12 protein-coding genes are annotated in these 18700 nt (G+C 71.9%); 5 read left to right on the forward strand and 7 right to left on the reverse strand.

Annotation, left to right across the window (positions count from 1 at the left end; translation table 11 throughout):
• Window positions 1-59: 59 nt before the first annotated feature.
• Complete coding sequence (locus tag O7629_RS14275) at window positions 60-1163, forward strand: hypothetical protein (protein WP_278169717.1); 1104 nt, start codon at window positions 60-62, stop codon at window positions 1161-1163.
• Between the two features lie 239 nt (window positions 1164-1402).
• Here O7629_RS14275 and O7629_RS14280 read toward each other — a convergent pair whose 3' ends face one another.
• Window positions 1403-4315, reverse strand: coding sequence for a glycoside hydrolase family 48 protein (locus O7629_RS14280; RefSeq protein ID WP_278169718.1), 2913 nt, complete (start codon window positions 4313-4315; stop codon window positions 1403-1405).
• A 916-nt stretch (window positions 4316-5231) separates the two neighbouring features.
• Here O7629_RS14280 and O7629_RS14285 point away from each other — a divergent pair.
• Complete coding sequence (locus O7629_RS14285) at window positions 5232-6815, forward strand: GH1 family beta-glucosidase (RefSeq protein WP_278169719.1); 1584 nt, start codon at window positions 5232-5234, stop codon at window positions 6813-6815.
• Between the two features lie 123 nt (window positions 6816-6938).
• A complete protein-coding gene (locus tag O7629_RS14290) occupies window positions 6939-8471 on the forward strand; it encodes a serine/threonine protein kinase (RefSeq protein ID WP_278169721.1) in 1533 nt (510 codons plus the stop codon).
• 2 nt (window positions 8472-8473) lie between these two features.
• On the opposite strand, the gene O7629_RS14295 is transcribed toward O7629_RS14290, so the two are convergent.
• The 3 genes from O7629_RS14295 to O7629_RS14305 all read right to left on the reverse strand — a co-directional run bounded on the left by O7629_RS14295 (window position 8474) and on the right by O7629_RS14305 (window position 13129).
• The gene (locus O7629_RS14295) at window positions 8474-8887 is read right to left on the reverse strand and encodes a roadblock/LC7 domain-containing protein (RefSeq protein WP_199757848.1); all 414 of its coding nucleotides are present in this window, start codon (window positions 8885-8887) and stop codon (window positions 8474-8476) included.
• 5 nt (window positions 8888-8892) lie between these two features.
• The gene (locus O7629_RS14300) at window positions 8893-11613 is read right to left on the reverse strand and encodes a nitrate- and nitrite sensing domain-containing protein (protein ID WP_278169724.1); all 2721 of its coding nucleotides are present in this window, start codon (window positions 11611-11613) and stop codon (window positions 8893-8895) included.
• A 100-nt stretch (window positions 11614-11713) separates the two neighbouring features.
• On the reverse strand, window positions 11714-13129 hold the full coding sequence (locus tag O7629_RS14305) for an FGGY family carbohydrate kinase (RefSeq protein ID WP_278169726.1): 1416 nt from the start codon (window positions 13127-13129) through the stop codon (window positions 11714-11716).
• 198 nt (window positions 13130-13327) lie between these two features.
• Here O7629_RS14305 and O7629_RS14310 point away from each other — a divergent pair, with 198 nt between their 5' ends.
• Window positions 13328-15427: an anthranilate synthase family protein gene (locus O7629_RS14310; RefSeq protein ID WP_278169728.1), complete on the forward strand. Its 2100-nt coding sequence runs from the start codon at window positions 13328-13330 to the stop codon at window positions 15425-15427.
• Here the strand turns inward: O7629_RS14310 and wrbA are convergent.
• On the reverse strand, window positions 15402-16022 hold the full coding sequence (wrbA, locus tag O7629_RS14315; protein WP_278169729.1) for an NAD(P)H:quinone oxidoreductase: 621 nt from the start codon (window positions 16020-16022) through the stop codon (window positions 15402-15404). The two genes, O7629_RS14310 and wrbA, sit on opposite strands and share 26 nt — an antisense overlap.
• A gap of 316 nt (window positions 16023-16338) precedes the next feature.
• On the opposite strand from wrbA, the gene O7629_RS14320 reads away from it, so the two are divergent.
• Window positions 16339-16773 (forward strand): hypothetical protein, encoded by a 435-nt coding sequence (locus O7629_RS14320; protein ID WP_278174527.1) that lies wholly within the window; start codon window positions 16339-16341, stop codon window positions 16771-16773.
• 34 nt (window positions 16774-16807) lie between these two features.
• On the opposite strand, the gene O7629_RS14325 is transcribed toward O7629_RS14320, so the two are convergent.
• Window positions 16808-17794 carry an FAD-dependent oxidoreductase gene (locus tag O7629_RS14325; RefSeq protein ID WP_278169730.1) on the reverse strand — a complete coding sequence of 329 codons (987 nt, stop codon included), beginning with the start codon at window positions 17792-17794 and terminating at the stop codon, window positions 16808-16810.
• Between the two features lie 153 nt (window positions 17795-17947).
• Window positions 17948-18685: a hypothetical protein gene (locus O7629_RS14330; protein WP_278169731.1), complete on the reverse strand. Its 738-nt coding sequence runs from the start codon at window positions 18683-18685 to the stop codon at window positions 17948-17950.
• Window positions 18686-18700: the final 15 nt, after the last annotated feature.

An 18700-nucleotide genomic window follows, 5' to 3' on the forward strand; every position in this document is an offset into this window, starting at 1 on the left:
GATGTGACTAGAGTGACACGCTGTCCCGACCGCATCCGCACAAGGAGGCAGGCGTTTCCGTGGCCGAGAAACCTGCTGACTCCGCTCGCGGCACCAGACGCAGCGACTCCGCTGCGGACAGTGCCCTCACGCAGCCGACCGTCGAGCTGAACGCGCTGCCCGGTGGCCGGCCGCCGGGCCCGAGGGTTCCGGACGCACCAACGGTCGAGCAGCCAACGGTCGAGCAGCCAACGGTCGAGCAGCCGGCGATCGAGCAGCCAACGGTCGAGCAGCCGATCGTCCAGCCGTCGAGCGCCACGGCTCGCCGGGGCCGTCGGGCCGCGAACCGCCAGGCCGACGCGTTCGACGAACCGACGGTCGAGCAGCCGGTGGTCCGCCCTGCGGCCGTCCGTCCCGCTGCCGACGCCGCCGACGCGAACCTGCCCGCCGGCCCGGCACAACCACCGGCTGGACCGGCCGGCACCGGGCCGGGACCGACGGGACCACTGCCGGGACCGGTAGCGACCGCGCCAGGGCCGGCCCCGACCGCGCCACCGGACGAGCCGGACCGGTTCATCGCGCTGGCCCGCCGGTACGGCTGGGTGGTGGCCGCCGGTTCGGTCGCCGCGGTGGCGCTGCTGTGCTCGGCACCGTTCGTCTCCGGCAACGGACTGTTGTGGAGCCCGGCGAGTTCGACGGGCTCGCCGACCGCGACGGCGGGCAGCGCCCCAACCGCGACCGTCACGCCGGAGGTCACCGACGCCTCGCCGGCCGCCGGCAACGGCGGGGAGTCACCCGAGGTGCGGCAGGCCGAACCGCCGGCCGTGCCCCCCGAACAGCCGGCGTCCGACCCCGCCCCTCCCCCGCCCCCGTCGGAGGATCCGCCGGCGTCCAGCGCCGCCCCGCCCGGTGGCGGCGAGCCGGAGCTGCTCGGCCCGGACAACAGCGACGATCTCCGGGGCATGCTGGACAGCTACTGCAAACAGGAGCACGGCGGCGAGTGGATGGCGTGGCCGCGCGACTGGCCGGGCAACGGCACCGACTGGGAATGCGTCCGGCCCTGGACCCATCATGACCGGGATCTCGACGTCCGCCGGGCCTGCGCCAGTCGGTACGGCGAGCCGGTCACCGCCGAGGCCGGCAGTCGTCGGGACGCGTACAGCTGGCGGTGCTACCGGGGCTGACGTCAGCCGACGAACACAAGGGTGTGGTGGGCCGACCGGGATCGCTGCGTTGGCCAATCCCGGCCGACCCACCACGGGCGGGCCTGACCGTGGGAATCAGGCCGTCTGCGGTGGTTCGGCACCGTCAGGCGGTGCCGGACCGTTTGGTGGGACGGTGGTACGTCGGTGTCGGTTCAGGTGATGGATCGTGATGAAGGTGTCCGGGCGGGCGGGGCCGGCCGCCCACCCGGACACCGGTCTCAGTTGTCCGGGAACAGGTGACCGAAGTCGGCGTAGGCCATCGCCAGGTCAGCCTGTGCCCAGAACCGGTGGTAGCGGAACTCCGGCTCCGGCCCACCGTTGAGGTACGCCTCGACCTTCGGCCAGTCCGGGTCGTCCAGGTAGAACGACCGGATGTCCAGGAAGCTCGCGCCCGGCTCGATCACGTCGCCGTTGGGCATGGTGCCCGACCAGCCGTTCGGGATGTACAGACCCTGCCCGGTCGAGGCGTCGTAGACGTCGTCGAAGCGACGGTAGTCGCCCCGAGACTCCACCGTGGAGGAGCCCTGCGCGTCGGCGTTGGCGTACAACGCGTCCAGCAGGCCCTTGGCGGTGTCGCGGGCCTCGGTGTTGCCGGAGGCGGCCGCGTACCACATCAGGGTCCGGGCGTAGGCCGAGGCCACGCCGACGTCCTGGCCGGTGCCGACGACCTCGACGTGCAGGTTGTTGTTGGCACCGGGGTTGCTCGGGTTCCAGGTGTCCGGCGCGCCGGTCCACTCCATGGTCGACGGGATCGAGAAGTCCCCGCCGGTGCCGATCTCGGTGTGCGAGATGGCCCACGGCACCCACTTGTCGAGGATCTGCTTGGCCCGGGCGTCACCGGTCACGTAGTAGACCTCGGCCACCCGCTGCAGCGACCAGACCTGCATGCCGAACCACTCGTTGCTGCCCGGGTCGTGGTAGACCGGGTGCTCCGTGTAGTACATGCCGTAGAAGGTCGGGGTTCCCGACGGCGGCTGGGCGTAGGAGCCGTTCCAGCTGTTGGTCGCACCGCCGGCGATGGCGCCTTCAGCGGACTGCAGCCACTGGTAGAACTCCATCTGCCGGTCGAAGCTCTCGGTCCAGTCCTGCACCGCGGTGGCGCCGCGCGGCTGCAGCTCGGGCACGTTGGTCAGCGCCCAGGCGGCGAACGGGTTCTGGTAGCCGAAGTGGTTGTGGCTGGAGCCGATCCGCCACGACCAGGCCGCCGAGGTGTCGGTGGCGCCACCCCAGGCGTAGTACCAGGACATCAGGTAGTGCGCCGAGTCCTTGCCGGTGGCAGCCGGGCAACTGGTCGCGCCGACGCAGTTGCCGATCCGCTTGAAGTACTTGTCGAACATCGCGTACCGCAGGTAGTCACCCATCCGGGCGGCCTTGGCGATGGTCTGCGCGATCTCGGCCTCGTTGCCCTGCTCCTCGGCCCAGACCAGCGCCCAGTAGGCGGCCTGGATGGCGCGGGCGTCGGCGTCCGGCGCGTTGGTGTACTTCCACTGCGACGCCGGCGCGTTGTCCTCGGCCACGAACAGGTCCAGGTAGCCGTTCGGGCCGCCGTGCGCCTTGGTGTCGCAGGACGGCTGCGGGACGGTCTCCCAGACCGACTCCTGCGGGCCCCGCTGGAAGGTGTTGATGTACGCGGGACGGGTGGTGCCGTCACCGCAGTGGCCGTAGCCGTAGACGTTGTCCACGTCGAGCAGCCAGTGCATGCCGTAGATCTCGCCGGTGCCGTACGCCGACTGCAGCTCGTTGCGCAGCGGGTCGGTACCGACCGGGACGTTCTGGTCCAGCCGCGACGGGTACTGGTTGGGCTGCAGGTACTCGGCGGCGTACTGCGGGGTGCCGGCCACACCCGCGGTCGGCTGGTCGGCGGTGCCCGGGATGATGTACTGCTCCATCACGGTCCAGGCGTTGTTGAACGGCGCCCAGTTCTCGGTGACCCGACCGTAGCTGGCCTCCAGCCAGATCCAGAAGCTGAACGCCTCCGAGGTGGTCTCGTGACCGTGGTCCGGGGCCTCGACGATCAGCGTCTCGATGGAGTGGTAGGGCACGCCCTCGGGGCTGAAGTACCCCGAGTTCTTGATCTTGCCGTACTGCTCCAGGAAGCGCTCGGTGTACTCGTTGTCACCGCCGGGTGAGTCGTTGTCCATCTCGGTGACCACGATGGCCAGTGGTGCCAGACCACTCGCCGAGGCGGTGATCGTGGCGGTGCCGCTGACCGTGTCACTGTCCTCGGCGGCGGCGACGGTGACCGTCGCGCCGGTGTTCCAGTTGCTCGGCGTCAGGGTGACCGACGACGGCGACCGGGTGATGCTGGTGTCTCCGGAGATCGCCAGGCTGACCGGCACATTGCTGGTCGGGGCGGAGCTCAACCGCAGGTTGAAGGTGTTGCTGCCGCCTTCTTCGACGCTCACCGATGACGGCGTGGCGACCAGGGCCGGGCCGGGGTTTGCCTGGCCGACGGTGAACGACCGTTCGGCGGTGGCGCTGGCGCCGGCGTTGTCGTACGCCCGGGCCTGCACGGTGTAGCTGCCTGCCGGCAGGTCCTCCATGACGTACTGGTAAGGGCTGGTCGTGTCGGTGTTGACCAGCAGCCCGTTGCGGTAGAACTCGACCCGGTCGACAGTGCCGTCGGGGTCGCTGGCGGTCGCGGTCAACGGAACGTCGGCCGGCGCGATGAACGGCCCCGACGGCACCGTCAGACCAACCGTGGGCGGCTGGTTCTCCGCCGCGCCGTTGCAGGTCACACCGTTGATGGAGAACGAGGTAGGCCGGGGGTTCGAGCCGGTGTGCGAGCCGTTGAAGCCGATGTTGGTGGACTGACCGGTGGCCAGGTTGCCGTTCCAGGCGGCGTTGGTCGCGGTCACCACGTTGCCGGACTGGGTCCAGTTGGCCGACCAGCCCTGGGTGACCCGCTGGCCGCCCGGGAACGTGAAGCGCAGGGTCCACCCGGTGAGCGGATCACCGAGGTTCTCGATGGTCACGTTGGCGGTGAAGCCGTTGTTCCAGTCGTTGGTCGAATAGACGACGTCGCAGGCGGTGGCCGCGTTGGCGACGCCGGGGACGGCGGCGACACCTCCGACGACCATCACGCCAGCGGCGAACATTGCCAGCCGCCGTCTCGTCGCGGTCAATCTCATGTGCGGGGTTCTCCTCGCGAACCAGGCCGAGGCAGTGAGGTACACCTCGGCTTGGCGCCTTGGGCGCGGTGGGCGATGTCGTGGAGCAGCGCGTCGGACGCCAGGCGCCGGATGGGTGCGACCCGTCCCGGACCGGGGTCTGCATACGACGGAGGGCGCCGGACCGGCGGCTCCGGTTCACTGCGTGGCGCCGTACCGACACGGAGTCGGATGCCCTCGGCTGCCGCTGTCGCGTGGTCTGCTGGCTCCCACCTGCGATGGTCGACAGTGTTACATGGGAGCGCTCCCGCAGCAAGTGGCAACCTTCGACAACCCACCACGGACCCGAGACGAACCCACGCTGAGCAGGCGATTCACCGGGGAAGGTCGGGTGCGGACGAACTCACTCACGCCACCAACATGTTTCGATCTCGTTTTGGGTCTTTCACAAACCCGTGACGGAGACTACAGTCCAGAACCAACGTCGATGGGAGCGCTTCCATCGATGGATGTGGCAACACGTGAGAGTACACCGTACCTGCGGTGCTCCGCCGCCCCGGTGGAGCACACCACTACCGGTCGTACAGCTGACGGCGGGCCAGCCCGGACTCCGCCGGCAGCTGCAGACACCACCCGGGAGAGGAGGTGGATCCAGAGCCACTCGCGTGGCCCGGCTCCCGCGCGTCACGCACGACCTGGACGCCAAACCGCTCGTGCGTGAGAGCAACTGATGGTGGGGACGGGGGTTGCCCTCCCCGTCCCCACACTACTTCCCCCCACCCGGCAGGAAATCGGTCGACCCGGCACCCCGTCCGGCCGTCCGGCCGACGCGACCCGGTTCCACCAACGCCGATCCCCCATCCGCGCCACCTGACCGGCGCACCCGCGCGCCCGTGCCGCACCGCAGTGGATCGGACACCACTGTCAGGAGAGCCCGATGGCCGTACTGTCCCGCCGGCACCTGCACCGCCGGGCCGAGCGTTCCGCCGTCCGCGCCGCGAACGGCGATCCGAGCGGCGATCCAGGCCGCGCCACCGGCACCGGCCGCACCACCGGCGCCGAACCCGGCCGAGCCGTCGCCGACCCGGCCGACCCGGCCGACGCAACCGGTGCCGACCCGGCCGGCGCAACCGGAGCCGAACCAGCCGGCGCGACCGGAGCCGACCCGGCCATCCGCCACCGCACCGATCCCGAACGTCCGATCGGTCTGCACTTTCCCAACAACTTCCGCTGGGGCGCGGCGACCTCCGCCTACCAGATCGAAGGTGCCGCCAAAGAGGACGGCCGGGGCGAATCGGTGTGGGACACCTTCAGCCACACCCCCGGTCGGACCCGCGGCGGCGACACCGGCGACGTCGCGGCCGACCACTACCATCGGTACGGCCACGACCTCGACCTGATGCGTAAGCTCGGGCTGCACAGCTACCGGTTCTCCATCTCCTGGCCACGGATCCAGCCCGACGGCACCGGGCAGCCCAACCGGCGCGGGCTGGACTTCTACCGCCGGCTGGTCGCCGGCCTGGTCGAGCGGGGCATCGAGCCGATGGCCACCCTGTTCCACTGGGACCTGCCACAGGCGCTGCAGGACCTCGGCGGTTGGGAACAGCGCGACGTCGCGTACCGCTTCGCCGAGTACGCCCAGATCCTGTTCCACGCCCTCGGTAGCGAGGTCCCGATCTGGCTGACGATCAACGAACCCAAGACCGTGGTACAGAACGGCTATCTCAGCGGGCATCACGCACCGGGCCGACCGGACGCGGACGCAGCGTACCTGGTCGCCCACCACCTCCAACTCGCGCACGGCCTGGCCGTACAGGCGCTGCGCGCCGAGCGGGCCGCGTGCCGGATCGGCCCGGCGCTCAACCTGCATCCCTGCTACCCCGCCGACGGCAGCCCGGCCGCCGCCGCTGCGGCCCGCCTGTACGACGGCTACGAGAACCGGCTGTACCTGGACCCGATCTTCCTCGCCAGCTACCCGGCGGACGTCCTTGCCGATCTCGGCCCGGCCAGCCGGCTGGCCGGTGGGATCCACGACGGTGACCTCGATGTCATCGCCGAGCCGATCGACCTGCTGGCCGTCCAGTACTACACCCCGTTCTACGTCGCCGCAGACGGCAGCACGGTCCGACGCTGGCCGACCTCGGAGGCGGACTGGCAGCAGATCCACCCGGACGGCATGTTCGACGTCCTCACCCGGGTGCACCGGGAGTACGGCACCGTGCCGATCACGATCACCGAGAACGGCCTGCCCACCCCGGACCGGTTGGCGGCGGACGGTTCGGTGGACGACCCTGGCCGGGTCGCCTTCCTCCGTGATCACCTCGCCGCCGTGCATCGGGCGATCAGCACCGGCGTCAACGTGGAGAGCTACCACGTCTGGTCGCTGCTGGACAACTTCGAATGGGCCGAGGGGTACCAGCAGCGCTGGGGGCTGATCTACGTCGACTACCCGACGCAACGGCGGATCTTCAAGCGGAGCGCACACTGGTACCGGCGGGTGATCGCGGAGAACGCCATCTGACAGCGATGAGGCCCCATGGCCGGTCGGGCGGGAGACGGCCGGGATTACATCCTCCGGTGGAACTCACCGTCGGTAACCAGAAAACCGCACCAAACCACACACGCACCAGGACAGACTGTGACCATGGTGTTCGGTCCTGGGTTGCGTCTCGACCGGAGATACGTATTGGTCGACCGGATCGGGCTGGGTGGGATGTCCGAGGTGTGGCGGGCCAGCGACGAACTGCTCGGCCGACCGGTCGCGGTGAAGGCGCTCACGCCGCCGATCGCGCCAGCGGTACGGGCCGCCTGTCGGAAGGAGGCCCAGGCCGCAGCCCGGATCACGCATCCGCACGTCACCCAGGTGTACGACTATGGCGAGGCGGCGATCACCGAAACCGACGTGGTGCCGTTTCTGGTCCTCGAACTGGTCGACGGGGAGAATCTCGCCGCCCGACTGGCCGGCGGGCCACTGCCCTGGCAGGCTGCGGTCTGGTTGACCGCACAGGTGGCCAGCGGCCTGGCCGCCGCCCACCGGATCGGGGTGGTGCATCGGGACATCAAGCCGGGCAACATCATGCTCACCGCAAGTGGCGCCAAGATCCTGGACTTCGGCATCGCCGCGGTGGCCGACGGCCGACCCGCGCCCGACGCCGGCTGGTTGCTCGGCACCCCGGCGTACGCCGCACCGGAACGGCTGCACCACTGGCCGGCCCATCCGGCGGCCGACGTCTACGCCCTCGGCGCGCTCTACTACGAGATGCTGACCGGGGCACCACCCGTGCCCGCCGGCAGTTGGCGGGAGGCGGCCGTCCGACTGCAGCGACCGGACCCGCCGGCGCGGCCCCGCGCCAACGGACTGCCCGCCCCGGCCGCCGACCTCTGCCTCGCCTGCCTGAGCCGGGATCCGGCCCAGCGACCAGCCGCCGGTGAGGTCGCCGACGCCCTGCACACGGTGCTCGGCGTGATGGTCGAGTTCCCGTTGCCCGGCCCGCGCCCGGTCGGCGCTTCGTCCGGCGGCCGGACCTTGGTGGACCGGCTGCCGACGACCCGGCCGGCCGAGCCGGTGCTGCGGCAGGCCGCGATGGTGGCCCAGCCGCACCGGCCGGCACCGCGGCGGGCCGCGATGGTGGCGCGGTCGGCCGTCCCAGCGGGCACGGCGGACCGGGCCGGCGCGCGACCGCCCACCGACCGGGCCCGGTTGTCCCCGACGGCGGTCGGTCTTGCCGGGGCCGGAGCGGCAGCGCTGCTGGCCTTCGCGGTCGTGGCGGCCGCGGTACTCGGCGCACCTCTGCCGGCCGCCGAACACGCGGCAGCGCCCTCGCCGGTTGCGACCGCGCCGGCGGCCGAGGCGACCGGGCCACCGACCGGGTCGGCCGACACGCCGCCGGAGTTGCTGGCCACGGCGGCGCGGGTGGTGGAGCAGTTCGATCTGCTCGTGGCCGACGGCTCCACCGACGGGCGGATCCGTGCGGATGCCGCAGCTGACCTACGCGACGCGGCCGACCAGTTGCGCGTCTCGGTGGCGGAAGGTGCCACGCCTGAGCAGCTACGACACCGGACCGGCGAGCTGAGGTCGAGACTCGCCGGACACCGACGAGAGGGCACAGTGGACACCAATATCTCCATCCAGCTCGACCTCATGCTCACCACGCTCATGGTGGACGTCGCCGACTGAGTTCAGCGCGGCAGCGCCTGCTGCAGTTCGGCGCGCAACGCCGGAGTCAGCATCTCACCAGCCTGCTTGGCCAACCGCGCCATCTCATAGCCGACGACACCGATGTCCGCGTCGCTTGCGGCAAGCGTGGCGAGGATCGAACCGTCCCGGATGTTCATGATCAAGAAGTAGCCGCGGCCCATCTCGACCACGGTCTGCTTCACCACGTCATTGTCGAACATCTGGGCCGCGCCGCTGGTGATGCTCATCAGCCCGGAGGTCACCGCCGACAGCTTGTCGGCGTGGTCCCGGGGCAGATGATCCGAGACCGCGACCAGCAGACCGTCCGACGACACCACGATGGCATGCGCGACACCCGGCACGCGCTCCGCGAACGCGCTCACCAACCAGCTGAGGTCGCGGGCCTCCTTGCTCAAGGTCTTCACTCTTGCTCCTCCTCACCACGGCGGCCGGCCGGCGCCAGGGTCATTTCGCTGGTGTCCTCGGACTCAGCCCGCCGCACACCGCCGTAGAAGCGGGACAGCACGCTGCTGACCGCATCCGGATCCGGCTCGTCGACCGGCGCCGGAACGGGAGCTGCGGGAGATTCGGCGGAAACGGGCAACGACGCCATCGGTACCCGTACCGGCAGTCCCTTGCTGCTGGTCCCGGCGGTCACCGGAACCACCGGCGGCGCTGGTGTCGGTGGCAGCGGAGCGACCGGTCCACGCTGCCGTTCCCACCAGACGCTGCCGCCACCGGCCGAGGCGGTGCCGGACGCAGCACCGCCGGCCGAGGCGAGGATGTCCTCGGCCCGCGCCGGGGTGGGTCGACGGCCGCCGCGCCGGACCGCCACGGCCCGGTCACCGGCGGCCGGTCCGGCCGGCAACGCGGTCATCGGACGCAGCGTCGGTACCGCCCGCGGCTGCTCGATCACAGCTGGTTGCGCCGGCACGACCGGAACCGGTTCGTCCGCCGGGATCGACGGACGAGCGGCCGGCGGGGCGAACGCCGGCCCACGACCAGCCAGTGCGGCCGGGGGCTGGCCGGCCACCGGGTCACCGGCGCTGGCCCGCACCGCCGCTCCGACGGCACGCATCTCCCTGGTCGGGTAGTCGGTGGGACTACGGCCGGCCGACGCGACGTACGGCGAATTTTCGTCCGGGGCGGCCAGCACCGTGCCGGGCAGCCACACGTTGGCCACCAGCCCACGTTCGGCCGGCCGCAACTGCACCCGAACCCCGAGCCGGGCGGCCAGGTGGCTGACCACGAACAGCCCCATCCGCTCGGAGGCGGCGACGTCGGCGGCGGGCGGTTCGGCCAGGGTCACGTTGGCCTGCTCGATCGCCTCGGCGGACATCCCCATCCCCTCGTCGGTGATCTCGATGAGAACCGACTGGGGCGCGTACTCGTGTCCGGTGACGTGGACGTTGGTGTACGGCGGAGAGAAGGCGGTGGCGTTCTCCAGCAACTCGGCGAGCAGGTGCACCAGGTCACCGACGGCGTGTCCGACGATCTGCAGCTTGTCCTCGACGTCGTGGCGGATCCGCGGGTACTGCTCGATCTCGGCGGCGGCGGCCAGGGTCACGGCCGACAGCGCCACCGGGCGGCTCCACCGGCGGCTCGCCTCGGTGCCGGCCAGCACCAGCAGGCTCTCGTCGTTGCGGCGCATCCGGGCGGCCAGGTGGTCGAGTTTGAACAGGTTATCCAGCTGGTCCGGGTCACCCTCGTCGCGTTCCAGCTCGTCAAGCAGCTCCAGTTGCCGTTCGACCAGCACCTGGCTGCGGCGGGCCAGGTTGACGAACATGGCATTGACGTTGCGGCGCATCACCGCCTGCTCCACCGCGACGGTCACCGCGCTACGGTGCACCGCGACGAACGCCTCGGCGACCTCACCGACCTCGTCGCGGGTGCGTACCGCCGCCGGAGGAATCTCGATCTGCGGGACCCCGGACTCCACCGAACGGAGCCGTTGCAGTGTGTCCGGCAGGTCGAGCTGGGCGACCTGCAACGCCTGGCTCCGCAGGACACGCAGCGATCGGGCGATCGACCGCCCGATCGCCACCGAGGTGAACAACGCGATGAACAGCACGCCGAGCACCGCCCCGGCGACCAGCACGGTCCGTTGCAGCTGCTGGTCGCTGCGGGCGTCGGCGAGGCTCACCGCGCTGCCCAGCACGCTCGACTCGACCTGGCGCAGCAGCTGGTGCCGGTCCTGGCTGGCGGCCCACCAGGCGTCCGGTTCCAGCACCGCCGGGCTGGCGGCGCCACCGACGATGGTGGTTTCCTCCAGTTCCACCGCAGCGACGAACCGGGGGTCGGCGGCGGCCTGGCTGTACCGGGCGATCTGGTTGCCGGTCGCGGTCACCCGAAACTCGGCGAGCGCGGTCAGCTGCTGCGCCCGTAGGTCGGTCAGGCTGACCTGGTCCTCGGGGCCGTACCGGCCGGCCCGGGCGGCGGCGTACAGCTGTGCCCGGATCCGGGAGCCGAGTTCCTTGACCCGGGCCAGCTGGACGCTGCGCAGCACCGCCTGGGTCAGCTCCGGTCGGTCCTGACCCGGCGACGGTTCGGCGAGTAGCTCCAGCAGAGCGTCGATGGCCCGGGTGTAGTTGCCGAAGACGGTGTCGGCTCCGACCGCGCCGCCGGAGATGGACTCACGCAGCGGTGGCAGCTGGTCCAGTGATTCGAGCACCCGGCTGTAGGCGGTCTGCCAGGCCGCGTCCCCGCCGGACTGCGGACCGGCGGCGGCCAGGAAGTCGGCGATCCGGCGGTCGACCGCGTCGTAGTGCGGCTGCAGCACCTCGACGCTGCGCTCCGGGTCGAACCCGGCGCCGGCCTGCCGGACCGCGAGCTCGCCGGCGGAGCGGTCGCGTTCCTGCTGCAGCTCGTGTACCAGGGCGGTGACCTGCTCGCCGATCTGCACCTGTCGGGCGAACTCGTTGAGTGCCGTCGCCTGGCCGACCAGTGAGCCGGTCTGTACCGAGGCGACCACCAGGAACGCCACCGACGGGACGATCAGAACCGCGGCGAGCTTCGCGCCCATCCGCCAGTCCCGGGGGCGCAGCCGGAGCCGACGACGGTGTGGCGCCACCCCGTCGTCGTCGGTCAGGCGGCGGCGGGGGTACGGCACCGCGTTGTCGTACGGGCCACCGGGAGCAACCACCACGCCTCCTCGCAGTTTCCCCGACGCCGGCCAAGCCGAGGAGCGGAGTCCATCCAACCAGGCCACGTTCCGCTGTCAACGCGGCGACCTGCGGGAAGACTCACGAAGGATACAGTGGCTGACTGGCGGGTAGCTTACCCGCCGACTCGCCATCGTCCGTCCGGCCGATGTCGCGTGCCGGCCCCGGCCCGTCGAGCCGGCCGAGCGCGACCAGCGCGGCCCCGGTGGCACCGACCTCGGGCTCGGCCATGTAGCGCACCTGACGCGGGGCGAGTGCCGCACCGAACGCTCGACGCCACCAGTTGGACGCGGCGAGTGCGCCACCGCCGAGAACGACCTCGGTCACCGGGCCGGCCATCGTCGACTCGATCTCGTCCAGGTCACCGGCCACCTGCCGGCATACGCCCTCCATCAGCCCGGCGAAGATGTCGACCGCCGTGGTGCCGAACCCCAGTCCGCGTAGCTCGCCGGAGCCGGCCGGGGCTCGGCCTGGCGGGCGGTCGCCGCCGAACCGGGGATCCGCCGGTACGCCCTCACCCGGCTCGATCAGTTCCAGCGCCCGTTCCAGCTCGGCGCCCTGCGGCAGGCGCAGTTCCCGGTTCGCCCAGCTGTAGAGGTTGCCGCCGGCGGAGTAGGCCCGGCCGGTGACGATCCGGGTGTGGTCGACCCGGTAGCGCCACAGGTGCGCCGGCAACGGCGGCAACGGGACCCCCGGCGCGGCCAACTGGACCACTCGTACCGCCGCTGAGGTGCCGACGGTGACCGCGGCCCGACTGGGGTCCAGGCATCCGGAGCCGATGTTGGAGGCGGCGCCGTCGCCGATCGTCGGGGTCCACGGCACGCCGGCCAACGCCGGCCAACGCCGGGCGAACTCGGCCCGCAGCTGCCCACGCCAGTCCGCCGGGGCCAGCTCCGGAAGCTCACCGGGACGCACCGCGGCCAACTGCACGGCCTCGGGGTCCCACTGCATGGTCACCAGGTCGAGCATGCCGGTGCCGGATGCCTGGGACACCGACATCGGCGCAGACCCGAGCAGACCGGTCAGCACATACTCCGGCAGGCCGACGAAGCACGCCGGCCGGCCGCCGCAGTGGCGGCGCAGCCACGGCAGTCGCACCGTCCAGTAGAAGCGGTGCCACCAGGTGCCGGTGCGCTGGTGGAAATCGGCCTCGTCGGCCGGCGCGGCCGCACCGGGCAACGCGGCCGGCCGGGTGTCCAACCAGGTCATCAGGGGGCCGATCGGGGCACCGGCAGGATCCAGCGGCAACACCGAGTGCCACTGGGCCGCCGAGGCAACCAACTCGACACCGTCGAGCCGGCCGGCCGAGTCGAGCTCGTCGACGCAGTCGATGAGAGCGGCCAGGTAGTCGGCCGGGTCGAGGGTCGCGGCGCCGTCCCGGTCGACCGCCAACGCAACCTTGCGGCGGGCCAACGCGTCCTGCTGCGGCGCGGCCGCGTTGTCGAGGATCAGGCCGCGCACCGAGGAGGTGCCGAGATCGAGGGCGAGGATGCTCATCGTCGATCACCGTACCCAGCCATGGGCCTGGACCGGTATGCTGTCGCCATGCTCGCGCTCACTCGTTGCTGGTGGCCCGCCGACCTGGCGGCCCCGCCGCGCGTCTAGCGCGAAACCATCCGGCCGCCCGTCGAGGCGGCCACCGGGTTCCCACCCGGGCAGTTCCTCGCCGGGCCGCCCGAAGCCCGGAGGGACCCGATGACCGACCACCTTTCCAGCCTGCTGCGAGCCGTGCACGACGGCGTCGACCCAGGTCCGTTCGCGCTGCTGCGCCGCGACGGCGCCGACGTCGTCGAACTGCTTCGCGGCACACCGCACCGCGCCGACCGGCTGGCGGACATCCCGCTGCCGCCGGGACCGGCGAACCAGCCGGGGCCGGCGAACCAGCCGGCGACGCTGGCGGTGGTCCCGTACCGGCAGATCGCCGAACGCGGGTTCGCCCACGTCGACGACGGGCTTCCACTGGAGTGCATCCGGGTGTCGACCTACCGGCAGGTGCCGGTCGCGACGGCGATCCGCGACCTGCCCGGCACGCCGGTGGCGACCGAAGGCGGCGGCTTCGACATCGCCGACGACGAGTACGCCGACCTGGTGGCCCAGGTGTTGCGGGACGAGATCGGCAACGGTGCCGGTGCCAACTTCGTGCTGCACCGCACCTACCGGGCCCGGCTGGTGGCACCGGGCGGGTCCGCCGCCGACCGGGTGGGCCGCTCGGCGGCGCTGGTCGCCGGGCTGAGCGCGCTTCGCCGGCTGCTGCGCGACGAACGCGGGGCCTACTGGACGTTCCTGGTCTACACCGGCGAGCGGGTGCTGGTCGGCGCGACGCCGGAACGGCACGTCAGCGTCAGCGACGGACTGGCCATGATGAACCCGATCAGCGGCACTCTGCGGCATCCGCAGGGCGAACCGGAGCTCGCCACCGTGCTGTCGTTCCTCGACGATCGCAAGGAGATCGAGGAGCTCTACATGGTGCTCGACGAGGAGCTCAAGATGATGGCGACGGTCGCCGAGCACGGCGGCCAGGTGATCGGCCCCTACCTGAAGCGGATGTCCCGGCTGAGCCACACCGAGTACCTGCTCGCCGGACGCAACTGCCACGACGTCCGGGAGGTGCTCCGGCAGACGATGTTCGCGCCGACCGTCACCGGCAGCCCAATCGAGAGCGCCTGCCGGGTGATCGCCCGGTACAGCCCCGGTGGACGCCGCTACTACGCCGGGGTGCTCGCACTGCTCGGCCACGACAGCGACGGCGCGCAGACACTGGACGCGCCGATCCTGATCCGGGCCGCCGAGATCGAACTGACCGGGGAGATCCGGGTGCCGGTCGGCGCGACCCTGGTGCGTCACTCCACACCGTCCGGTGAAGTGGCCGAGACGCACGCGAAGGCGTCGGCGGTCCTCGCGTCGCTCGGGCTCGCCTCCGGACCGGTGTCCGGACCAGCCTCCGGAAATGTCTCCGGGCTCGCCTCCGTACCCGCACCCGGACCGGCGGTGCCGGCGGACCGGTCGGCGGCCGACGGTGCCGCCAACTGCGGAATCGGACTGCCGGCCGGGACGCCCGGTACCGGCGTCACCGCCGCGCTCGCCCACCCCGAACACCCCACGGTGGTACGCGCGTTGGCTGCCCGCAACGACCGGCTGGCCCGCTTCTGGTTGGAGCAGCGGGTTCCCGGTGCGGTGGCCGAGTCCCAGTTGACCGGTCTGGACGTGCTGGTGCTGGACGCCGAGGACAGCTTCACCGGCATGCTCGCCCACCTGCTGCGGGCGCTCGGCGCGGCGGTCCGGCAGGTCCGCTGGGACCAGATCGCGACGGTCGACCCGGCCACCGCGGACGTCCTGGTCGCCGGGCCCGGCCCGGGTGACCCGACCGACCCGGCGCAGCCCCGGATGGCGGTGCTGCGCCGGGTCGTGGACGCCGCGCTGCACCGTGGGCAGCCGCTGCTCGGCATCTGTCTGGGCCACCAGGTGCTGGCCGACCGGCTCGGCCTGGCGGTGACCCGCCGGCCACTGCCCAGCCAGGGACTGCAGCGGGAGATCGACTTCTTCGGTGTCCCGCGCCGGGTCGGCTTCTACTCAAGTTTCACCGCCAGCAGCGCCACCGCGAGCCTGCCCACCGCGTACGGGCAGGTCCGGCTCTGCCGGGACGAGACCGACGGCGCGGTGCACGCGCTGGTCGGCCCGCGGTTCGCCGGGGTGCAGTTCCATCCCGAGTCGGTACTCAGCCCGGACGGCCTGGACGTGCTGCGGGACCTGCTGGTCGATCTGGTCGCGGTCAACCGGCGGCCAGACCGCGTTTGACCGCCGCGGCGATGTCGACCACCCGCCGGGCGGTCAGGGCGGTCGCGGTCAGCGCCGCCTCGTCCGGCGGGATTTCGCCGTTGTTGCTGGTATGCGAGGCGCCGTACGGGTTGCCGCCGACGAACTGGCTCGGCTCCACGTAGCCGGGGGTGACCACGATGCCGCCCCAGTGGTAGACGACGTTGTACAGCGACAGCAGCGTCGCCTCCTGTCCGCCGTGCGCGGTGGCGGTGGAGCAGAACCCGGAGAACACCTTGTTGACCAGGACCCCCTTGGCCCACAGCGGCCCACTGCCGTCGATGAACTGTTTCAGCTGCGCGGCCATCACCCCGTACCGGGTCGGGGTGCCGAAGATGACCGCGTCCGACCAGGCCAGGTCGTCGATCTCGGCCTCCATCACGTCCTCGGTCTCCAACCGGTGCGCGTGCCAGCCGGAGTTGGACCGGATCGCCTCCTCCGGGGCGAGTTCGCGGACCTTGCGCAGCCGCACCTGCGCGCCGGCCTTCTCCGCGGCCTCCACGGCGGCCTGCGCCATCTGGTAGGTGGTCCCGGTGGCGCTGTAGTAGATCACCGACAGGTTGATCGGGTCGTCCATCGATAGCTCCTTCGGTTCTGCTCGGGTCTGCCCCGGTACCGCGCTACCCGTTCGTTGCGCCGGCAAACACCGGTGCCCGGCACCGGCCCCGACGGTGCCCGCCGATCCGTCCGCCATCGGGAGTGTGGCGCTCGCGCCGCCGGTCCGCTCACAACGCTGGATCCGGGATTGTGAACGAACGGACCCTGGGCGACGCGTGAACAGGGTAGGTAGTTTTCGTTACGACTCGGTCGCCGCCGCCGCCGACCTGCTCTTCCCGCCGGTACGCCCGCCGGCAGCCCGGCGGGCCCCGCCGTCGATCCTCGAGGAGGTCCTGATGCGTGACCGTCAGGCGCTCGCGTTGGCGTTCGAGGTCCCGGGCCTGCCACCACTGAAGAATCAGACACTGTCCATCTTCACCGCCGGCAATCGGCAGGCAGCGCGGGTCCGTACCCTGCTGACCGCAGCGTGCGACGCGGCGCAGCGCAGCGGTTGGACGCCGCTGACCGAGCCGGTTGCGCTGGAGGTCGTGGTACGCCGACCCAGCGAGCACCAGTTCGGCCATGCGACGAACTTCCTCGGCGGCATCGGCGACGTACTGCAGGACAAGCGCCATGAACCGGCCGGTGCCGTCGCCCACCTCGGCGTCCTCGTCGACGTGGCACTGTTCGTCACCGACCGGCAGATCCAACGGATCTGCTACCGCGAGGAGTACGCCGACGACCCGTCGTACCAGGTGACGGTCGCCGCGCTCGACCAGCCCGACGCCTGAGGCCGGCCCGACGTCTCAGGCCAACACGGCACTGTCACGCCGCTTCGCTGACCAGCGACGCCACCTCGTCGGCACAGCCCCAGCTCAGCGTCACGCCGGCGCCGCCGTGGCCGTAGCAGTGGATCAGCCGGGTGACCCCGGCCGGCGGCGCGGGGTCGGCCTCCACCCGGGCACCGCCGTGCCGCCCGGGCCGCAGCCCGACCCGTTGGGCGAGGACCGCCGCGCCGGCCAGCTCGGGAACGAGGGCGGCGCAACGGGCCCGGATCGCCCGGCTCGTCGCCGGGTCGGGCAGTTCGCTGTCGACGCCCGGCTCGAACGTGCCGCCGAGCACGACGTCGCGCCGCCGGGGGTGCACGTACGTGGAACCGTCGGGGTGGTGCTCGTCGCGTACCGAGGTGGCGATGCCGGGATTGGCCACCAGCACCACCTGGCCACGGATCGGATGCACCGCTGGGTCGGCGGCCAGCCGGCCGGCGGCCAGGCCGGTGGCGTTCACCACCACCGGCGCCAGCTGGCCCGCCTCGGCCAGATTGGACAGGTCACGCTGGCGCAGCACGCCGCCGGCGGCGACGAACCGTCGGGTGAGCCAGTCCAGGTACGGCCGCATCTCCACGGTGGGCACCGTGCACCGCCACTCGGCCACCACGCCACCGGCCGGGCCAGTGCCGGCGGCCGGCATCACCGGGGTGACCGGGCAGTAGCGCAGGTCGGGAACGGCCGCCGCCCACCACGGTGGATCGTTGACCGGGGCACGCAGCAGCATCCGGGTCGGTCGCATCACCACCCCCGGGACCGGCTGCCGAGCCTGGTCGGCCAGTTCGTCGAAGGTGCGACGGGCCCAGTCGAGCACCCGGGACGTGCCGTCGGTCCGGGTCGGGTACCAGACCGCGGCGGCCACCGCCGACACGGTCTGCTCGACGGGGTGGGCGGTGACCACGGTCACCCGTAGTCCCTGTTGCTGCAGCCGGACCGCACAGCTGAGCCCGATGATGCCGGCTCCGACCACCACCGCGTCAGACACCGTCTCTCCTGTCCGTCCCGTCCGCCCGGCCGGCCCGCTCCGGGCGGTACCCGTACCCGCCGGGCCACATCCTGCCGGACCGGGTCACCCTCCCGCGCGACGACCCCAACCGCAGCGGTGCCCGCGCCGGCTCTCAACCGCAGCGGTCGGCGGTCAGTACCCGACATCGACGGCGACGATGAACCGGTCGCCGACGCCGACCTCGGCGACCCGTACCGGCGGCGGCTGGTCCGGCCCGCCGGCCGGGTCGAGACCGAGACCGTAGGTGACCCGGCCCTCGTAGTCGCCGGCGAACCCGTAGCCACGCAGGCTGCCCAGCCGCAGCTGCGGGCCGGGCGATCGCTGGACCGACATCCGGCCGTACGCGTCGTGTGCCTGCGCGGAGACGAACCGGATCTGCAGGAAGCAGTCGCCCGCCAGGTCGACCGGCTCCCCCGTGCCGTCGAAGACGATCCGCGGCTGGTAGCCGACCTCGTAGGACGGAAATCCGGACCGGAACACGAACGAGATCCGGCTGTACGCCGGGTCGGTGTCAGCGTGGTCGGTGGCCTCGATCTCCACCAGATACGGCAGCGGCGGAGCCGGCCGGGGTGCGACCGGCGGACGGACGTCGTTGCGGATGACGACGGTCTGCAACGGCACCGCCCAGCCGTACCGCACCTGGTATTCGCCCGGGCCGGGGCCGGGCGGTCCGTCCGGGCCGCTGCGGCTGAGGCCCACCACTGGCGACTCCCGCTGGCCCGCTGCCGGTCCGGGCGGCGCCAGGGTCCCGGCACCGGTTCCGTCCGGTGGCTGGCCGGCGCCGGCTCCCGCCGGTTCGGCCGTTGTGCAGCCGGCGGCGACCAGCAGTACGGCGAGGCTGACGATCATCGGTACGCGCAGATGGGTCATACCGGACTGACGCGC

The organism is Solwaraspora sp. WMMD792 (genome assembly GCF_029626105.1).
In the GTDB taxonomy this organism is placed as follows: Bacteria; Actinomycetota; Actinomycetes; order Mycobacteriales; family Micromonosporaceae; genus Micromonospora_E.

Bases quoted from the DNA above. Each gene is read 5' to 3' on its own strand.
- O7629_RS14280 (WP_278169718.1), bottom strand. From the start codon at position 4,315: ATGAGATTGACCGCGACGAGACGGCGGCTGGCAATGTTCGCCGCTGGC.
- O7629_RS14285 (WP_278169719.1), top strand. From the start codon at position 5,232: ATGGCCGTACTGTCCCGCCGGCACCTGCACCGCCGGGCCGAGCGTTCC.
- O7629_RS14290 (WP_278169721.1), top strand. From the start codon at position 6,939: ATGGTGTTCGGTCCTGGGTTGCGTCTCGACCGGAGATACGTATTGGTC.
- O7629_RS14305 (WP_278169726.1), bottom strand. From the start codon at position 13,129: ATGAGCATCCTCGCCCTCGATCTCGGCACCTCCTCGGTGCGCGGCCTG.
- O7629_RS14310 (WP_278169728.1), top strand. From the start codon at position 13,328: ATGACCGACCACCTTTCCAGCCTGCTGCGAGCCGTGCACGACGGCGTC.
- wrbA (WP_278169729.1), bottom strand. From the start codon at position 16,022: ATGGACGACCCGATCAACCTGTCGGTGATCTACTACAGCGCCACCGGG.
- O7629_RS14320 (WP_278174527.1), top strand. From the start codon at position 16,339: ATGCGTGACCGTCAGGCGCTCGCGTTGGCGTTCGAGGTCCCGGGCCTG.
- O7629_RS14330 (WP_278169731.1), bottom strand. From the start codon at position 18,685: ATGACCCATCTGCGCGTACCGATGATCGTCAGCCTCGCCGTACTGCTG.